This is a genomic window from Geomonas sp. RF6, assembly GCF_021044625.1.
Classification (GTDB): Bacteria; Desulfobacterota; Desulfuromonadia; order Geobacterales; family Geobacteraceae; genus RF6.
In genome coordinates, this window is the sequence record NZ_CP087999.1 from 1,538,001 (window position 1) to 1,552,712 (window position 14,712).

The 14,712-nt window shown below is 63.3% G+C and carries 14 protein-coding genes; 4 read left to right on the forward strand and 10 right to left on the reverse strand.

What is annotated here, in order from left to right; all coding sequences use genetic code 11:
- Window positions 1-23: 23 nt before the first annotated feature.
- The 3 genes from LPW11_RS06625 to LPW11_RS06635 form a co-directional block, all read right to left on the reverse strand.
- A complete protein-coding gene (locus tag LPW11_RS06625) occupies window positions 24-1,403 on the reverse strand; it encodes a DegQ family serine endoprotease (protein ID WP_230997343.1) in 1,380 nt (459 codons plus the stop codon).
- Between the two features lie 313 nt (window positions 1,404-1,716).
- Entirely contained in the window at window positions 1,717-2,391 is a 675-nt protein-coding gene (locus LPW11_RS06630; protein ID WP_230997344.1) for a response regulator transcription factor, read from the reverse strand.
- A 37-nt stretch (window positions 2,392-2,428) separates the two neighbouring features.
- Window positions 2,429-3,241, reverse strand: a complete 813-nt coding sequence (locus LPW11_RS06635; RefSeq protein WP_442899820.1) for a pyruvate, water dikinase regulatory protein — start codon at window positions 3,239-3,241, stop codon at window positions 2,429-2,431.
- Window positions 3,242-3,503: 262 nt separating this feature from the next.
- Between LPW11_RS06635 and prmA the strand changes: the two genes are divergently transcribed.
- Genes prmA through LPW11_RS06650 form a run of 3 tightly spaced genes read left to right on the forward strand, consistent with a single transcriptional unit; the run spans window position 3,504 to window position 5,969 of the window.
- Window positions 3,504-4,430, forward strand: coding sequence for a 50S ribosomal protein L11 methyltransferase (prmA, locus tag LPW11_RS06640; RefSeq protein WP_230997345.1), 927 nt, complete (start codon window positions 3,504-3,506; stop codon window positions 4,428-4,430).
- Window positions 4,431-4,432: 2 nt separating this feature from the next.
- The gene (locus tag LPW11_RS06645; RefSeq protein WP_230997346.1) at window positions 4,433-5,170 is read left to right on the forward strand and encodes a 16S rRNA (uracil(1498)-N(3))-methyltransferase; all 738 of its coding nucleotides are present in this window, start codon (window positions 4,433-4,435) and stop codon (window positions 5,168-5,170) included.
- A gap of 22 nt (window positions 5,171-5,192) precedes the next feature.
- On the forward strand, window positions 5,193-5,969 hold the full coding sequence (locus LPW11_RS06650) for a hypothetical protein (RefSeq protein ID WP_230997347.1): 777 nt from the start codon (window positions 5,193-5,195) through the stop codon (window positions 5,967-5,969).
- Between the two features lie 76 nt (window positions 5,970-6,045).
- Here the strand turns inward: LPW11_RS06650 and LPW11_RS06655 are convergent, their stop codons facing one another.
- The 7 genes from LPW11_RS06655 to LPW11_RS06685 all read right to left on the reverse strand — a co-directional run bounded on the left by LPW11_RS06655 (window position 6,046) and on the right by LPW11_RS06685 (window position 13,540).
- On the reverse strand, window positions 6,046-7,179 hold the full coding sequence (locus LPW11_RS06655) for a ribonuclease D (protein WP_230997348.1): 1,134 nt from the start codon (window positions 7,177-7,179) through the stop codon (window positions 6,046-6,048).
- A gap of 212 nt (window positions 7,180-7,391) precedes the next feature.
- Window positions 7,392-8,438 carry a histidinol-phosphate transaminase gene (gene hisC / locus LPW11_RS06660; protein ID WP_230997349.1) on the reverse strand — a complete coding sequence of 349 codons (1,047 nt, stop codon included), beginning with the start codon at window positions 8,436-8,438 and terminating at the stop codon, window positions 7,392-7,394.
- A 28-nt stretch (window positions 8,439-8,466) separates the two neighbouring features.
- The gene (gene mqnC, locus LPW11_RS06665) at window positions 8,467-9,531 is read right to left on the reverse strand and encodes a cyclic dehypoxanthinyl futalosine synthase (protein WP_230997350.1); all 1,065 of its coding nucleotides are present in this window, start codon (window positions 9,529-9,531) and stop codon (window positions 8,467-8,469) included.
- Window positions 9,532-9,563: 32 nt separating this feature from the next.
- The gene (mqnE, locus tag LPW11_RS06670) at window positions 9,564-10,646 is read right to left on the reverse strand and encodes an aminofutalosine synthase MqnE (RefSeq protein ID WP_230997351.1); all 1,083 of its coding nucleotides are present in this window, start codon (window positions 10,644-10,646) and stop codon (window positions 9,564-9,566) included.
- Window positions 10,643-11,245, reverse strand: coding sequence for a UbiX family flavin prenyltransferase (locus tag LPW11_RS06675; protein ID WP_230997352.1), 603 nt, complete (start codon window positions 11,243-11,245; stop codon window positions 10,643-10,645). The genes mqnE and LPW11_RS06675 overlap by 4 nt, the downstream gene beginning before the upstream one ends.
- Complete coding sequence (locus LPW11_RS06680; protein WP_230997353.1) at window positions 11,242-12,108, reverse strand: 4-hydroxybenzoate octaprenyltransferase; 867 nt, start codon at window positions 12,106-12,108, stop codon at window positions 11,242-11,244. Before LPW11_RS06680 ends, LPW11_RS06675 begins: the two co-directional genes overlap by 4 nt.
- A 94-nt stretch (window positions 12,109-12,202) precedes the next feature.
- On the reverse strand, window positions 12,203-13,540 hold the full coding sequence (locus LPW11_RS06685; RefSeq protein WP_230997354.1) for a UbiD family decarboxylase: 1,338 nt from the start codon (window positions 13,538-13,540) through the stop codon (window positions 12,203-12,205).
- A gap of 352 nt (window positions 13,541-13,892) precedes the next feature.
- Here LPW11_RS06685 and LPW11_RS06690 point away from each other — a divergent pair, with 352 nt between their 5' ends.
- The gene (locus tag LPW11_RS06690) at window positions 13,893-14,711 is read left to right on the forward strand and encodes a hypothetical protein (protein WP_230997355.1); all 819 of its coding nucleotides are present in this window, start codon (window positions 13,893-13,895) and stop codon (window positions 14,709-14,711) included.
- The last annotated feature ends 1 nt before the right edge of the window (window position 14,712 follow it).

Sequence of the window (14,712 nt, forward strand, 5' to 3'; positions counted from 1 at the left end):
ACGGGACGGGTGACAAAGGAAGGCTAGTCGACCCTCATCGCCACGAAGAGAGAGGAGCGGCCCCGGCGCAGCAGCGCCCTCAGGTACCCCCCCTTCTTCACGGTGGAAAGAGCCTTGTTGTAGTCGGCAAGCGACCCGATCTTTATGGTGTTTATCTCCTTTATGACGTCGCCGGCTGCGATTCCGGCGCGGTCCGCCACGCCGTCCGGCTGAACCTCGGAGACCACGATTCCCCCCTCCACCAGCCGCATCCGCTCAGCCTGCTCTTTCGTCAGCTCCGATACCTTCAGCCCGAGCTTGTCCTGCGAGACCGCCACATCCTCCGTTCCCTCTCCGTCCTTCAGCTGCTCGATCGGCACCGTGAACTTCTGCTTCTTACCGTCGCGCAGGACGAGGACCGGCACCTTCTTCCCGACCGGCGTACCCGCCACGAGGCGCGGCAGCTCGTTCATCTCGTGCACCGTTTTCCCGTCAAACTCCAGGATGACGTCACCTTCCTTGATCCCCACCTTCTGTGCGGGGCTGCCGTCCACGACCTCCGCGACCAGGGCGCCCTGCTCCTCCGGCAGGTTGAAGGAGGCAGCGAGATCCGCCGTCACCGGCTGCACCGAAACACCGAGCCAGCCACGCGTCACCCTGCCGTTCTCCTTCAGCTGCGAGATGATCTCCTTCGCGAGGTTTACCGGTATGGCGAAGCCGATCCCCTGCCCTCCGGCGAGGATGGCCGTATTTATACCTACGACATCCCCTTTCGTGTCGAAAAGGGGCCCTCCGGAGTTTCCGGGGTTGATGGAGGCGTCGGTCTGGATGAAGTTGTCATACGGACCCGAGCCGATGACTCGCCCCTCCGCGCTGACGATCCCTGCGGTGACGGTCTGGGCAAGTCCGAAGGGGTTGCCTATCGCCATCACCCACTGCCCGACCTCAAGCTTGTCGCTGTCGCCGAGAGTCGCCACCGGCAGGTGCGCCTTTGCCTCTATCTTTATCAGCGCGAGATCGAGCTTCTCGTCCCTCCCCTTCAGCACCCCCTTGAACTCCCGGCGATCGGAAAGCTTCACCGTTATCTCGTCCGCACCGGAGACCACATGGTTGTTGGTGAGGATGTAGCCGTCGTCGCTGATGATGAAGCCGGAGCCGAGGCTCTTTTGCTTGAACGCCTGGCGCGGCTGATCGAAGAAACGCTCGAAGTATTCCTGGAAAGGATCCCCCCCCGGATGCTGCATCTTCTTCGGGCCCACAGTCTTCGAGGTACTGATGTTCACGACGGTCGGCTTCAGCTTCTTTGCCAGCGCGACGAAATCGGGGAGGGGGGCACTCGAGGCGTAGGCGCCCCCGGTGCAGGCAAAGAGCAGGATCTGGGTGAAGACGAGGTGGATAAGGGTGCTAAGTGGCCGTTTCCGCATGGTACCTCCTGGAAAGCTCTCTTTGATAAAAAACGGGCGCCACGGGCGCTCTCGCAAAGCGGCTCTTGGACAATACGATCGTAGCCGTAAAGGCAGGAAGGGGCGGGTGTGCCCCAGCAAACGAGACAGAAAGTAATCATGCGGCCACTCTTTGTCAACACCCTTCTAAAGGGGAGCGCAAGGGGGCGGGGCGCCCCAAAAACAGCAGCGGACGATATCCCTGGCTGTAGTCGCGCCAAAGAATCGTCCGCTGTCTGTTTCATCGCCAGCGCCCGGGGTGCGGGAGCCGGCTATATGTGAGGGAGGGGAGGAACTATTCCTCTTCCTTGAGGATGTACCCTACGCCGCGCACGGTGTGGATGAGCTTCTTGTCTGCGTCGCGGTCGATCTTCTTCCTGAGGTAGTTCACGTACACGTCGATGATGTTCGTAAAGCTGTCGAAGGTGTAGTCCCAGACATGCTCCGCGATCATCGTCCTCGTGAGCACCTGGTGCGGGTTGCGCATGAAGTACTCGAGGAGCCCGTACTCCTTCGCGGTAAGATCGATCTCCTTCTCCTTGCGCCACACCTTGTGGGTGACCGGGTCGAGCCTGAGGTCGGCGAAGCGGATCTCCGCGCCCCTGTCGAGCTCGCTTCTGCGCATCAGCGCTCTCACCCTGGCCAGAAGCTCGGCGAAGGCAAACGGCTTGGTGAGATAGTCGTCAGAACCGGAATCGAGTCCTGCTACGATATCTTCAACAGAGTCCTTGGCAGTAAGCATGAGGATCGGGGTGGTATTCTTCTTCTCCCTCAGCTCCTTCAAAACGCTCAATCCATCCTTCTTAGGCAGCATCCAGTCGAGCACGATCAGCTCGAACGGCTTTTCCAGCGCGAGCTTGAGCCCCTCTTCGCCGTCGGCAGCAGTATGAACCTCGTACTGCTCCTCTTCGAGGCCGCGCTTGATAAAGCTCGCCACCTTTTTTTCATCTTCAACTACCAGGATTCTCATGTCCATTTCCTCTCTCTGTACTTGTGTAATAGGTAAGCTAGTCGTGCCGTATTTCGCCGTGGAGCCTGCTCAGTATCTCGGCTGCAGACTCCTCCACAGACTTGTTCGTCACATCGATTACCAGCCACTCGGGATGCGACCGGAAAAATCTGCGGCAGAAGGAAAGCTCGTCCTCCACCTGTTTGTAATCTGCATAGCTCCCCCGCGGGCTCTGCCGGAGGTTTCTGAGGCGTGCACTGCGTATGTCCACCAGCCGCTGGGGCTCGATGATGAGTCCGACGACCCGGTTCTGTTCGACCTGGGTGAGTTCCTTCGGTGGCTCGATTCCCTGGACCAGCGGTACATTGGCGACCTTGTACCCCTTGTGGGCGAGGTACATCGATAGCGGCGTCTTCGAGGTCCGGGACACCCCTACCAGCACGATGTCGGCCTTGTGCAGGTTGCGCGGCTCCTGGCCGTCGTCCTGCTTCACGGTGAAGTCCACCGCCTCCATCCTGCGGTAGTACTCCGAGTTCATCTGGTACTGCAGCCCCGGCAACTTCTGCGGCGGCATGTGGAGAAACTCCGCCAGCTTGAAAAGGAGGGGGGTGATGAGATCGACAGCCTCGAGCTCGCGCGCCTCCGTCTCGTTCCTGACCAGCTGCGCGAGTTCGGTATTTACAAGGGTGTAAAAGATGATCCCCGGCTCGCGGCTTACCTCGTCGAGCGCCCGGACGATGTCGTCCCGGGTGCGGATCTGTCCCACCCTGTGCAGCTTGACGTCCACATCCTTGAACTGGGTCAGCGCCGCCCGCGCCACCCGCTCAACAGTTTCACCCGTTGCGTCAGAAAGCAGATAGACGTGCTTCATGGCATCTATCACCAAAAAATCCTCTTATATGGGGGAGTTACACCCCCGACCGCGCAACTCATTAGATATATACCATTTTTTTTAGTATTACGCAAAAACTAAATTAATGGGAAAAGCCTCCGGAAACGGACCTTGTCATTAAAATCCTCGTTTTAATTATAATTAGGCCCCTTCTTTTTTCACTTGTCAAGGTTTTGATTGCCTTGGAGCCCGCTATTCTGCTAGGTTACCTGAAAAAAGTTGGCAAGGAGCACCCCAAAAGATGACTACGGACTGGGCGGAGATCGCCTGTGAAGTACCGGCCGCCATGGTGGACAGTTTGGCGGCCTTTCTCGTGGAGCTGACCGGAAACGGCGTGAGCATAGAGAATCTCCATTTGGACACCTTTTCCCTCGACTCCCTCGAGGACTCCCCGGTGAAGCAGGTGAAGGGATACCTGCCGCTGGACCCCGCACTCGAGGAGACGCGCAGCAAGGTGGAGCGGTTCCTCGTTGAGCACGGCCCCTCTTTCGACGGCTTCGTGTACGTCCCCCCCGTGGTATCCACGATCCGCAACGAGGACTGGGCCAACAACTGGAAGGCCTACTTCAAACCGGTGCGCATCGGGGAGAGAATGGTCATCAAGCCGACGTGGGAGGAATACCAGGAGGCCGAGGGGGACCTGATGATCCAGATCGACCCGGGGATGGCCTTCGGCACGGGGGCCCACCCCACCACCCGGATGTGCCTCGAGTCGCTGGAGCGGATCTGGCTTCAGCACGGGAACGGCACCCTCCCGGAGCCGGCCCTCGACGTCGGCACCGGCTCGGGGGTTCTGAGCATCGCCGCGGCGCTCATGGGCGCGCAGAGGATCGTGGCGGTGGACATCGACCCGGAGGCGGTGCGGGTGACGGAGGAGAATCTCGCCATCAACGGCGTCGCGGACAGGGTCGCAGCGTCCACCACCGACCTCGCGGAGTTGAAGGAGGAGTTTGGCGTCGTCCTCGCGAACATCCTCGCAGAAGAGCTGGTGCGCCTCTCCGCCCAGCTCATCGCAGTCGTGCGGCCGGGGGGGTGGCTGATACTCTCGGGGATCCTGACGGAGAAGGCAGCGATGGTAAGCGCCGCGTTCTCCACCCTTACCGCCGTGGAGGCACCGACAGAGGCGGAATGGAGCTGCCTCACCTTCCGCAAGGAAGAAAGAGGGTAGCGATGCGTTCCTTCTTTCTCGGCCCCAACACCATCGAAGGGGAAAGGGCGCATGTCAGCGGAGAGCTCTTCAAGCACATGGTGCGCGTGCTGCGCCTGAAGGAGGGGGCGGAAGTCGCCCTTACCGACGACGCCGGCAGGCGCCATCTCGGCACCATCGAGGCGGTGGAGGCCAAAAGCCTCACCGTGCGCATAACGGAGAGCGATGCCGGGGAGGAGGAATTGGCTCCCCGCATCACCCTCTACCAGGGGCTTCCGAAGGGGGAGAAGCTCGACATGGTGCTGCAGAAGGCGACGGAGCTCGGAGTCGCCGAGGTAGTGGCGTTTGCCGCTGCCCGCTCTGTCGTCAAGCTGAAGGAAGGGCGCGAGGCGGGGCGCCTGGACCGCTGCGAGAAGATCGTGCAGGAGGCGGCCCGGCAGTGCGGAAGGAGATCTGTCCCTGCCGTCCTTCTCGGCGGGAAGTTGGAGGCCGTGTTGCGGGGGTCGGAGCACTCTGTTAAGCTGTTGCTCTGGGAAGGGGAGGAGGTCACCGGGCTTAGGCAGGCACTTTCAGCGACTGCCGCTCCGGAGAGCGTGGCGGTCGTGGTTGGCCCCGAAGGGGGGCTCACCCCCGAGGAAGTAGAGGCAGCGCGCCGCTGCGGCTTCATCCCCGTCTCCCTCGGCAGACGCATCCTGCGCACGGAGACTGCCGGTCTCGCCGTCATCGCCATACTGCAGTTCCAGTGGGGGGATTTAGGGTAACAGTACAACAGGAGCCAGAGCTATGAAATGCCCCAAGTGCGGTTTCAACAGCTTCGAGTTCCACGACACCTGCAGGAAATGCGGCAAGGACCTGGCCGCCTTCAAGGCGAGCTTCAACATCCGCGCCCTGGTCCACCCACCCGCGAAAGAGGAGCAGCAAACGGGAGCAGCACCGGATGATGCGGAAGTCCCCGGCAACCTTCCCTTTGCGGCTCCCCCGCCGACATCGGCTGCAGATCCCCTCCCCGCCATGGCAGCCGGCGCCGCCGACTTTTCCCCCGACGACTTCGCCTTTGACAGCACGCCGCTCGAGCCCCCTCCGGCGGCAACGATGCCCCCCGAGCCTCCTTTGCGGGTAGCGCCTCCGGCAGAGCCTCCCCCGGCGAACGTCGTCATCGCCACCGCCGAACCGGCCCCCTTCGACCTTCCGGCAACAGAAGCAATTTCCCCCGATGCCGTGACGGCGGCAAAGCCGTCTCGGCAAAAAGTAGCGTCTGCCGTTGAGCATCCCGCTCCGAAGCAGGCACCACCGGCAGCACCCCCGCCAGGTGCAACCGCACTGCAAGAAGGGATGAAGGGGGAATTCACCCTCGACGACTTCATCCACTTCTCCGAATTGAACAGCACGGGGAAAAGCGGGGGGAGTACATCTTCCTTCGGGAAGGGTGGCTTCGAGCTTGAGGACCTCTTCCCACCGGACGAGCCGAAGCCGGCGGAGGAAAATCCGTCGCCGCAAGCGCTCCCTCAGCACGAAGAGGAAAAGGGTGAGAAGGTAAAGGGACTCGACTGGCTGGAATAGGTTTGGAGCAACCGGCGAAAAAAAAGGCGGAGCCCCCTTTCGGGAGCCCCGCCTTTTTTTCATCTTGATGAAGATTCTATAGGCTCAGCGTCGAGAGCTCTTCGCCGAATGCCTCCGTCTGCCAGCGCTTCAGCAAAGAGCCAGGCTCGGATCCTTCCTCCGCGAGCGCCTCCAGGAGGGTGTTGTTCGCCACCAGCCCGACCCCGAGCCCAAGCTCGGCCGCCTTTGCCTCGCGCCACGCCTTCAGCTTCTTCACCCGGTCCTCCTGAAGCCTGTCGAGCACCGGCCGCTTCGCCGCAGGGATCTGCGGGAGCTTCTGCTGCGGCACCGCGAGCCCCGCCGCGACCGACTGCAGAATCCCGCGCCCGAGCCTCTCGATGAGCTTGGAGGAGAGGCCGTTCACCGCCACCAGCTCGAAGTTGCTGCGCGGCTGCTTCTCCGCCAGCTCGCGCAGGGCGTCGTTCCCGAGGATCCTGAAAGGAGGGACATCCGCAGCCTTCGCCCGCTCGTCTCTGAAGCGCAAAAGCTCCTCCAGTACCGCGAGCTCGCGCGGCTTCATGCGCGAGGCACCCTTGAAGCGGGTGAAGAGGGGCTCCCCTTCCCGCGAGGCGGAGCGCACCTTCGCCACCAGCTCGGACTCCTCCTCCACCCAGGCGAGACGCCCTTTCACCCTCAGCTCCGACTCCAGCTGCTCGTACAGCTTGATGAGGAGCGAGGTGTCCTTCATGGCGTACTCGATCATCTCCGGCGAGAAGGGGCGCTTGCTCCAGTCCGCCTTCTGGTAGCGCTTGTCCAGCTCGACCCCGAAACGCTTCTTCAGCTGCGCGGCTAGGCCGAACTCGCTCTCCCCCAGGAACTGGCTGGCGATCATGGTGTCGAAAAGGTTCACCACCGTGATGCCGAAATCCCGGTACAGGGAGCGCATGTCGTAGTCAGCACCGTGGAAGATCTTCCTGACGTTCGGGTCGGCGAAGATCGGAGCGAGCACCTTCACGTCGATTGGCGCCAGGGGATCGATGAGCTGGGTTTCCTGCCGGGTGGACACCTGGATCAGGCAGACTTTCTCCGTGTAGTGATGCAAAGAGTCCGCTTCCAGATCAAAGGCGAGGAGCGTTTCCTTGGAAAGCCGCTCGACGAGGAGGTCGAGCGTATGTTGGTCGGTGACCAGGTTTGTCGTCGCGGGGTTGCCCGCATCCTTTTTCTTCAGCAAAAGTTCCCACCGTTCCGCATTTACATGCTGTCGATTGTTTAGAGAGAGAAGAGTTTCTCTTCGTTCCCTGCATTAGTCAGATTAACAGCTTAGAATAATACAGCCTTGCACCGCGCAGTGCAAGAAGGAGTATAGCCCGAACGACCAGAAAACATTGTACATTTTCGCGCGAAGGGGCGCAACACGGGGGAGCGCCCCCCTTCAGACGTGGGTCAGGCGACGATCTGCGCTATCGTCTCGACCGTTTTTGCCATCTCCTCGGCGGTCCCGATGGAGATGCGCACCCCGTGGCGCAGCAGGGGGTCGGTGAAGTGGCGCACCAGGATGCGGCGCTGGTAGAGCGCCTCGTAGAGAGCGGCGCCGTCCCCCCCCGGAGGTGTGGCGAAGACATAGTTGCCGCTGGAAGGGATGACCTGGAAGCCGAGCCGCAGGAGCTCCGCGGTAAACCGTTCGCGGGTTTCCCGGATCCTCGCCACGCAGGAGCGGAAGTATTCCTGGTCCTTCAGCGCCGCTGCTGCCGCCGCCTGAGCGAGGCGGTCCAGGTTGTAGTGGTCCCTGATCTTGTTCAGCGCATCTATGACCTGCGGCCTCGCGATGGCAAGCCCGAGGCGCATCCCCGCGAGGGAGTAGCTCTTGGAGAAGGTGCGGGTCACCACCACGTTCTCGTGGCTCTTCACGAGCTCGAGAGAGTTCTCATCCGCGAAGTCCGCATACGCCTCGTCCACCACCAGCATCCCGTCGATCCGCTCGGCAAGGGAGGCGATGAAGCTCTGGGAATAGGTGAATCCCAGCGGGGCATTTGGATTGGTGAGAAAGAAGAGCTTCCCCTGGTACCGCTCCGGCAGCCCGGCGATCTGGAAGTCGTCGGTGAGCCCGAAGGTGCGGACCCTTGCCCCCTGGATGTTGGTAAGGGTGCCGTAGTAGGAGTAGGACGGGTGGACGTAGGCCACCTCCTCACCCTCACCGGCAAAGGCCCTGATCAGGTTGTTCAGCACCTCGTCGGAGCCGTTCGCCATGATAACCCACGACGGGTCGAAACCGTAGAGGCGCCCTGCCTCCTCCCGCGCGAGCCGGCTTGCGGCGTCCGGGTAGCGGCGCAGCCCCTCCCCCGCCTCGGCAGCGATGGCGGCGAGAACCGAAGGTGCCGGCGGGTACGGGTTCTCGTTCGTGTTGAGCTTGATGTACGATGCGGCATCCGCCGGCTGGAAGCCGGGGACATACCCCGCCATCTCTGCGATATTTTGCCTCAAGGGGATCATGGGTGCTCCTTTCCTCTTCTGCCTTCTATCAGTACTCTTCCAGAATCTCGTACACGGTCGTGCGCCGGGCGGGGGTGAAGCCGGCGCCGCGGATCAGCTCGATCATCTCCTGCTGCGACATGCGGAACTGGCATCCCGCAGCCGCCACCACGTTTTCTTCCAGCATGGTACCGCCGAGGTCGTCCGCGCCGAAGGAGAGCGCCACCTGCGCAAGCTTCGCCCCTTGCGTCACCCAGCTCGCCTGCAGGTGCGGGACGTTTCGCAGCACGAGGCGGGAGAGCGCGAGCACCTTCAGGTACTCCACCCCCGTCGCCCCCTCGCCCCCGAGCTCGGTGTTCCCCGGCTGGTACGTCCAGGGGATGAAGGCGGTGAAGCTCCCCCCGGCGTCCTGCAGGTCGCGGATCCTGAAGAGGTGCTCCACGATGTCCTCAGGCCGCTCGCGGCTGCCAAACATCATCGTCGCCGTGGTGGGTAGCCCGAGCGCCGCCGCCTCGCGCATCACCGCGGCCCACCCCTGCCACCCTATCTTCTTCGGGGATATCTCCTGCCGCACGCTGTCGACGAGGATCTCCGCCCCGCCCCCCGGAACAGAGTCGAGCCCCGCCCCCTTCAGCCGGAGGAGCGCCTCGCGCACGGTGAGCCCGGAGAGCTCGGCCACGTGGGTGATCTCCGCGGGGGAGAGTGAGTGGTTCTGCAGCTTCGGAAAGCGCCCCTTGATGGTGCGGAAGAGCTCCTCGAAGTAGTCGATGGTGAGGGAGGGGTGCAATCCCCCCTGCATCAGGAGCTGGGTTCCCCCCTGCGCCACCAGTTCCTCGATCTTTTGCAGGATGACCGCGGTCTCCAGCAGGTAGGCGTCCGGGTCCTCGACATTGCGGTAGAACGCGCAGAACTTGCACTGCGACTGGCAGACGTTTGTGTAGTTCACGTTGCGGTCGACGACGAAGCTGACCCGCCCCACCGGATGCATGGCGCGGCGCACCCCGTCGGCGAGGATGCCGACCGCCAGGAGATCCCCCTCGGTCAGGCACCAGAGCGCCTCCGCCGCGTCGAGCGGCTCCGCAGCGGCTATTTTTTTGGAAATCGTCTCCAGCATATCGTCACCTGATTCTGTCGGACCGGTCCGACCTAGTACACTCGCAACTCGCGGTACAGCGTGTCCCGCTCCACCGGAACCCTCCCCGCCTTCCTGATGAGGGAGATGATGCCGTCGCGGCTCATGGTCTGCGGGGTGGCGGCGCCCGCCTCGTGGCCTATGCGCTCCTCCACCACTGTCCCGTCAAGGTCGTTCACGCCGAAGGCGAGGGACACCTGGGCGATCTTCTCCCCCAGCATGACCCAGTACGCCTTCACATTCGCGAAGTTGTCCAGGTAGATCCGAGCCACCGCGAGGGTGCGCAGGTCGTCGACGCCGGTCGTGCCCCCACCCGCAATCTTCAGCTCGGAGTGCTCCGGCTGGAAGGCGAGCGGGATGAAAACCTGGAACCCTCCGGTTCGGTCCTGCACCTCCCTCAGGCGGCGCATGTGGTCCACCCGGTCCGCCACGCTCTCCAGGTGGCCGTAGAGCATGGTGGCGTTCGACTTGAGCCCGCTGCGATGCACCTCTTCCATGATGGCGAGCCACTGCTCGCCCGAAATCTTCTCGGGGCAGAGCTGGTTTCGCACCTCCGGTGCAAAGATCTCGGCCCCCCCGCCCGGAAGCGATCCGAGTCCCGCCTCTTTCAGGCGCTCCAGCGTCTGCGGGATGGAGAGCTCCGCCAGCCCCGCGAGGTAGGCGATCTCCACCGCGGTGAAGGCCTTTATGTGCAGGGAGGGTGACACTGCGCGGATGGTGGAGAGAAGCTCCAGGTACCAGGAAAAGGGGAGCTCCGGGTGGAGGCCTCCGACTACGTGGATCTCCGTCGCACCCTGCGCCAGCGCCTCCTCGGCGCGCTCCCGGACCTCGTCAAGGGACAGGAGATACCCCCCCGGCTCGTCGGCGCTGCGGAAAAAGGCGCAAAAGCGGCAGCGGTTCACGCAGATGTTCGTATGGTTTATGTGGCGGTTCACGTTGAAGAAGACCTTTTCTCCGTTCTTCTTCCTGTTCACCGCCGCGGCAAGCTCGCCGACCTCCAGGAGGTTCGGGTGCCGGTACAGGGCGAGCGCCTCCTCCTCGGAGATCCTTACTCCCGCCTCGACCTTATCCGCTATCTCCTTGAACAGAGTCGTCATTTATCCCCCCAGCGCTTGAAAAGAGCGTGCTCCGCCCCGAGGAGATCGAGGAGTTTCCCCACCAGGAAATCGACCAGATCTTCCAGCGTCTGCGGCTTGTGGTAAAAACCGGGCATCGCCGGGACGATCTTCACGCCGAGGCGGGAGAGGGTCAGCATGTGCTCCAGGTGGATGGCGTTTAGCGGGGTCTCCCGCGGCACCAGGATGAGCGGACGCCCTTCCTTCAGCATGACATCGGCGGCGCGCTCCAGAAGTGACCCGGAGTTTCCGGTCGCGATCCGGGAAAGGGTTCCCATGGAGCAGGGGCAGACGATCATGGCGTCCGGCGCCGAGGAGCCGCTGGCGATCGGCGCAAGCCAGTTGTCCGCCGCAAAGAAGGAGAGCGCCTCGGGGGAGGCCGAGAAATGCTCCCGCACCGTCTTCGCAACCTCGTCTTCGCTGCCGCTCCAGTCGAGACCGCACTCCTCTTTCAGCACCGCAAACCCTGCGGCCGACACGAGGAGAGAGAGCCGGTTCCCCCCCCGCAGGAGCTCCTCGGCGAGCCGCAGCCCGTACACCGCACCGGAGGCGCCGGTAATGGCGAGGACGAAGTGCTTCACAGGGAACCCCGGACGATGTCGGCGAGGGTCGCGAGGAAAAGGGTCACGCTTATGTAGCCGTTCATGTTGAAAAAGGCCGCGTCGAGCTTTCCGAGGTCCCCGCCGCGCAGGAGGTGGTGCTCGTACAGAAGCATCCCGCAGACGGCGATTAAGCCGGCCAGGTAGCAGGGGCCAAGGTGCATGGTCAGGTAGAGCCCCAGCAGGAAGACGCAGGCGACAACATGAAAGACGCGGGCGATCCAGAGGGAACCATTGACCCCGAAGCGGGCCGGGATGGAGTGGAGGCCGCTCTTCTTGTCGAAGTCGAGGTCCTGCAGCGCGTAGAGAATGTCAAACCCGGCCACCCAGAAAAGGACGGCGAAGCCAAGGAGAAACGCCGGCAGCTCCAGCTCGCCGCGGATGGCGGCCCAGGCGCCGAGCGGCGCGCCGGCGAGGCAGATGCCGAGGACGACATGGGCAAAGGAGGTGAAGCGCTTGCAGTAGGAGTAAAGGACGAGGAAAAAGAGCGCGATCGGCGAAAGGTAAAGGCAGAGCGGATTGAGCATCCCCGCTGCAAAAACCATCAGGAGGACCGACAGTGCGACAAAGAAGAGGACCGCACCGCGCCCCAGCAACCCCGCCGGAATGGCGCGCCCGCTGGTGCGCGGGTTTCGTGCGTCGATCTCGGCGTCGATGACGCGGTTTAGCCCCATCGCTGCGGTGCGTGCACCGACCATCGCGAGGACGATCCACCCGGCCTGAGCCGGTGTCGGAAAGCCGCCCGCCGCGAGGAGCGCGCCGGTAAAGGCGAACGGGAGGGCGAAGATGGTGTGGGAGAACTTTATCATCTCCAGGAAAACCCCTACCCTGGCAAAAAGTGTCATTTCCTCCCCTATCTCAAGGTGCCGGACGGGTCCGGTCGATCGATACCTTGCTGTAAGTAGCTGCCGGAAAGATTCCCCCTCCAGCTCCAAATAGTCAAAACCCGTAATCTTTCCAGCGCTTCGTCACGAGGGCCGTCACCGCCGGATCCTTCTCCAGCGGGCGGAGCACCTCGTCCGCCTCCCCCGGGAGCTTTCGCGTCGCGTCGAGCCCGATGCGGCCGTCCTCGACCACGATGTCGCGCGGGAAGCGCGCGTGGTTGAGGGTGCGCCAGAGCGCGTCCGCGAAGGGATCGCCGGGGAGCGCGTCGAGAACTACCAGTATCTTCCCCCTCTTCAGCCACCCCCCCTCGCGCAGCGACTCGAGGACTGCCCTCCCCTCGCCGGGGGCGCGCTTCTCGATCGCCACCAGGGCGCAGCCGTGGAAGATTCCCTCCAGCGGCAGGGAGATGTCCACGATAGCCGGGCACTGCCTGCGGCTGAGCGCCAGCATGGCGCGCTCCGCCCCCTTGGCGAGGTGACAGTCCTCCATCGGGGGGGGTCCCACTATCGTCGCAGGATAGATGAGATCGGCGCGGTGGGTCACGCAGGTGACCTGCAGCACCGGCACCTCTTCCCCCGGGTCGTAGCAACCGGTGTGATTGCCGAACGCCCCTTCACCTCTGGTCCCCCCGGGGTCCAGGTACCCCTCTATCACGAGCTCGGCATCCGCCGGGACCTCCAGGTCGCAGGTAAGGCAGCGTGCCATCTCCAGCGGGGCGCGATTCAGAAATCCCGCAAAGGAGATTTCGTCAAAAGGGTCGGGAAGCGGCAGCGCGGCGGCAAAGGTCAGCGCAGGGGGTCCCCCGAGTGCTATCGCCACCGGCATCCGCGTCCCCGCCGTACGGTGTTTCTCGTGGTGTCGCCACCCCCCGCTCCCCTTTTTCCAGCGAATCCCGGCGCTCGCGCCGTCGAAGATGCGCACCCGGTACATGCCGCAGTTCCCGGCACCGGTTTCGGGGTCGCGGGTAAAGACGAGCGGGAGGGTAATGAAGGCTCCGCTCTCCCCTGGCCAGCTCTTTACAAAAGGGAAGAGGGAAAGATCGGGGGTTTCCTGCACCGCCTCCTGGCAGCGCGGAGCGGTGATCCGCACCGGAAGGGGCGCCAGCGCCGGGTCGGCCAGAAGCTCTTCCATCCGGCCGGTAAGTGAGGAAAGCGCTGCCACATCGAGGGCCGCTGCCATGCGCGCCGGGGAGCCGAAAAGGTTCGTCGCCACAGGGAAAGGGCTCCCCTTGACGCGGAGGAAGAGAAGCCCCTTCCCCCCGCCGGGGGCCTTGCTCTGCCGGTCGGTGATCTCCGCGACCTCCAGGTCCGGATCGACCTCGACCTGCACCGTATGGAGTTCCCCGAGCGACTTCAGCCTTTCCAGAAACGCCCGCAAGTCCCTGTGCGCCATGACCACCCCGGAAAGTACATTGAAGTGCTAGTATTTATCACTTCCCCCCACGCCTTGACAACCTTTTTTCCGCGCGCCGCGGCTCCCCCCTTCTTTGCGCGGCGGGTATTGCGCTGAGGCGCAGGGAACCTACAATTGGGATGGGACGCAGAAGCGGACCGTCCTTTACCCCACCTCCTGATGTGCAAGAAGTGCACACCGCCATTTTGACCAGCTATTTCATTAGGACATAAGAGAATCCGTAGAAAAAAGCGCTAATTTCGCTACTTCTCCAGTTACGACACACCGGCAACGTTCTGGCACCCCCCGTGAAACAGCAGTCGGCACAAACCGCTCTACAGGGAGGCACGTCATGGTGGTGGTACTGAAGCAGATCTTGCGCAGCAAAGGGAACGGATGGATCGCGGGGCTCTGCGCCCTCGGCATGGCAGTGGCTCTCGCAGGGTGCGGAGGGGGTGGAGGATCGAGCTCGGTGAACGCGGTCGCCCCGACGGCGGCAGAGCGCGCTGCCGACGCCTTCTCCTTTACCACCGACGAGTACGGGATGCAGGGAGCGACCTACCTCGCCGCCACCACCTCGTCGGGGGGAGTCGCCTTACGCGCGGCGATCGCCTCCAGCATAAGCGACCCCGCCTTCCGCACCGTCACGCGCATCGACGTGGCCGCCCCCGGCGCGATAGCTCCCGGTACGGTGTACGCCCTCGGCAGCGCGTCGGCGGGGGTCCCCTCCTTCCCCGGGAACATCTTCTTCTTCGATGGCCATCAGTCCACCCTGCTGCAGACCGCCGAGGGATCGATCAGGTTCACCTCTTTCGGGAGCAGCGCGGGGGATACGATCGCGGGTACCTTCAGCGCCACAATCGTCGACGGGTACGACAGCACGAGGCCAAGCTACCGTCTCGCCGGTGACTTCTCCTTCACGGTCGGCGCCAGCGGTCCGGTCCTTCCCGCGGCACCCCCGATCCCCGCACTCGCCACACAGAGCTACGAGGCCGGGTGCGCCTCCTGCCACACCCTCGGCAGCTACGACATGACAGGTGGGGAAGCCCCTGACCTTGCCCTGAAGGGTGGGAAGCTGCCGTCCCTCTTCGGGGCCGACGCCACCCACCACGGCATGCGTCTCGCCTCCGCGCAGATCGGTGCGCTGAAGATCCTCCTGAACGCCAATTAAC

Coding starts and splice junctions, on each gene's coding strand:
- LPW11_RS06625 (WP_230997343.1), bottom strand. CDS start 1,403: ATGCGGAAACGGCCACTTAGCACCCTTATCCACCTCGTCTTCACCCAG.
- LPW11_RS06630 (WP_230997344.1), bottom strand. CDS start 2,391: ATGAGAATCCTGGTAGTTGAAGATGAAAAAAAGGTGGCGAGCTTTATC.
- LPW11_RS06635 (WP_442899820.1), bottom strand. CDS start 3,241: ATGAAGCACGTCTATCTGCTTTCTGACGCAACGGGTGAAACTGTTGAG.
- prmA (WP_230997345.1), top strand. CDS start 3,504: ATGACTACGGACTGGGCGGAGATCGCCTGTGAAGTACCGGCCGCCATG.
- LPW11_RS06645 (WP_230997346.1), top strand. CDS start 4,433: ATGCGTTCCTTCTTTCTCGGCCCCAACACCATCGAAGGGGAAAGGGCG.
- LPW11_RS06650 (WP_230997347.1), top strand. CDS start 5,193: ATGAAATGCCCCAAGTGCGGTTTCAACAGCTTCGAGTTCCACGACACC.
- hisC (WP_230997349.1), bottom strand. CDS start 8,438: ATGATCCCCTTGAGGCAAAATATCGCAGAGATGGCGGGGTATGTCCCC.
- mqnC (WP_230997350.1), bottom strand. CDS start 9,531: ATGCTGGAGACGATTTCCAAAAAAATAGCCGCTGCGGAGCCGCTCGAC.
- mqnE (WP_230997351.1), bottom strand. CDS start 10,646: ATGACGACTCTGTTCAAGGAGATAGCGGATAAGGTCGAGGCGGGAGTA.
- LPW11_RS06680 (WP_230997353.1), bottom strand. CDS start 12,108: ATGACACTTTTTGCCAGGGTAGGGGTTTTCCTGGAGATGATAAAGTTC.
- LPW11_RS06685 (WP_230997354.1), bottom strand. CDS start 13,540: ATGGCGCACAGGGACTTGCGGGCGTTTCTGGAAAGGCTGAAGTCGCTC.
- LPW11_RS06690 (WP_230997355.1), top strand. CDS start 13,893: ATGGTGGTGGTACTGAAGCAGATCTTGCGCAGCAAAGGGAACGGATGG.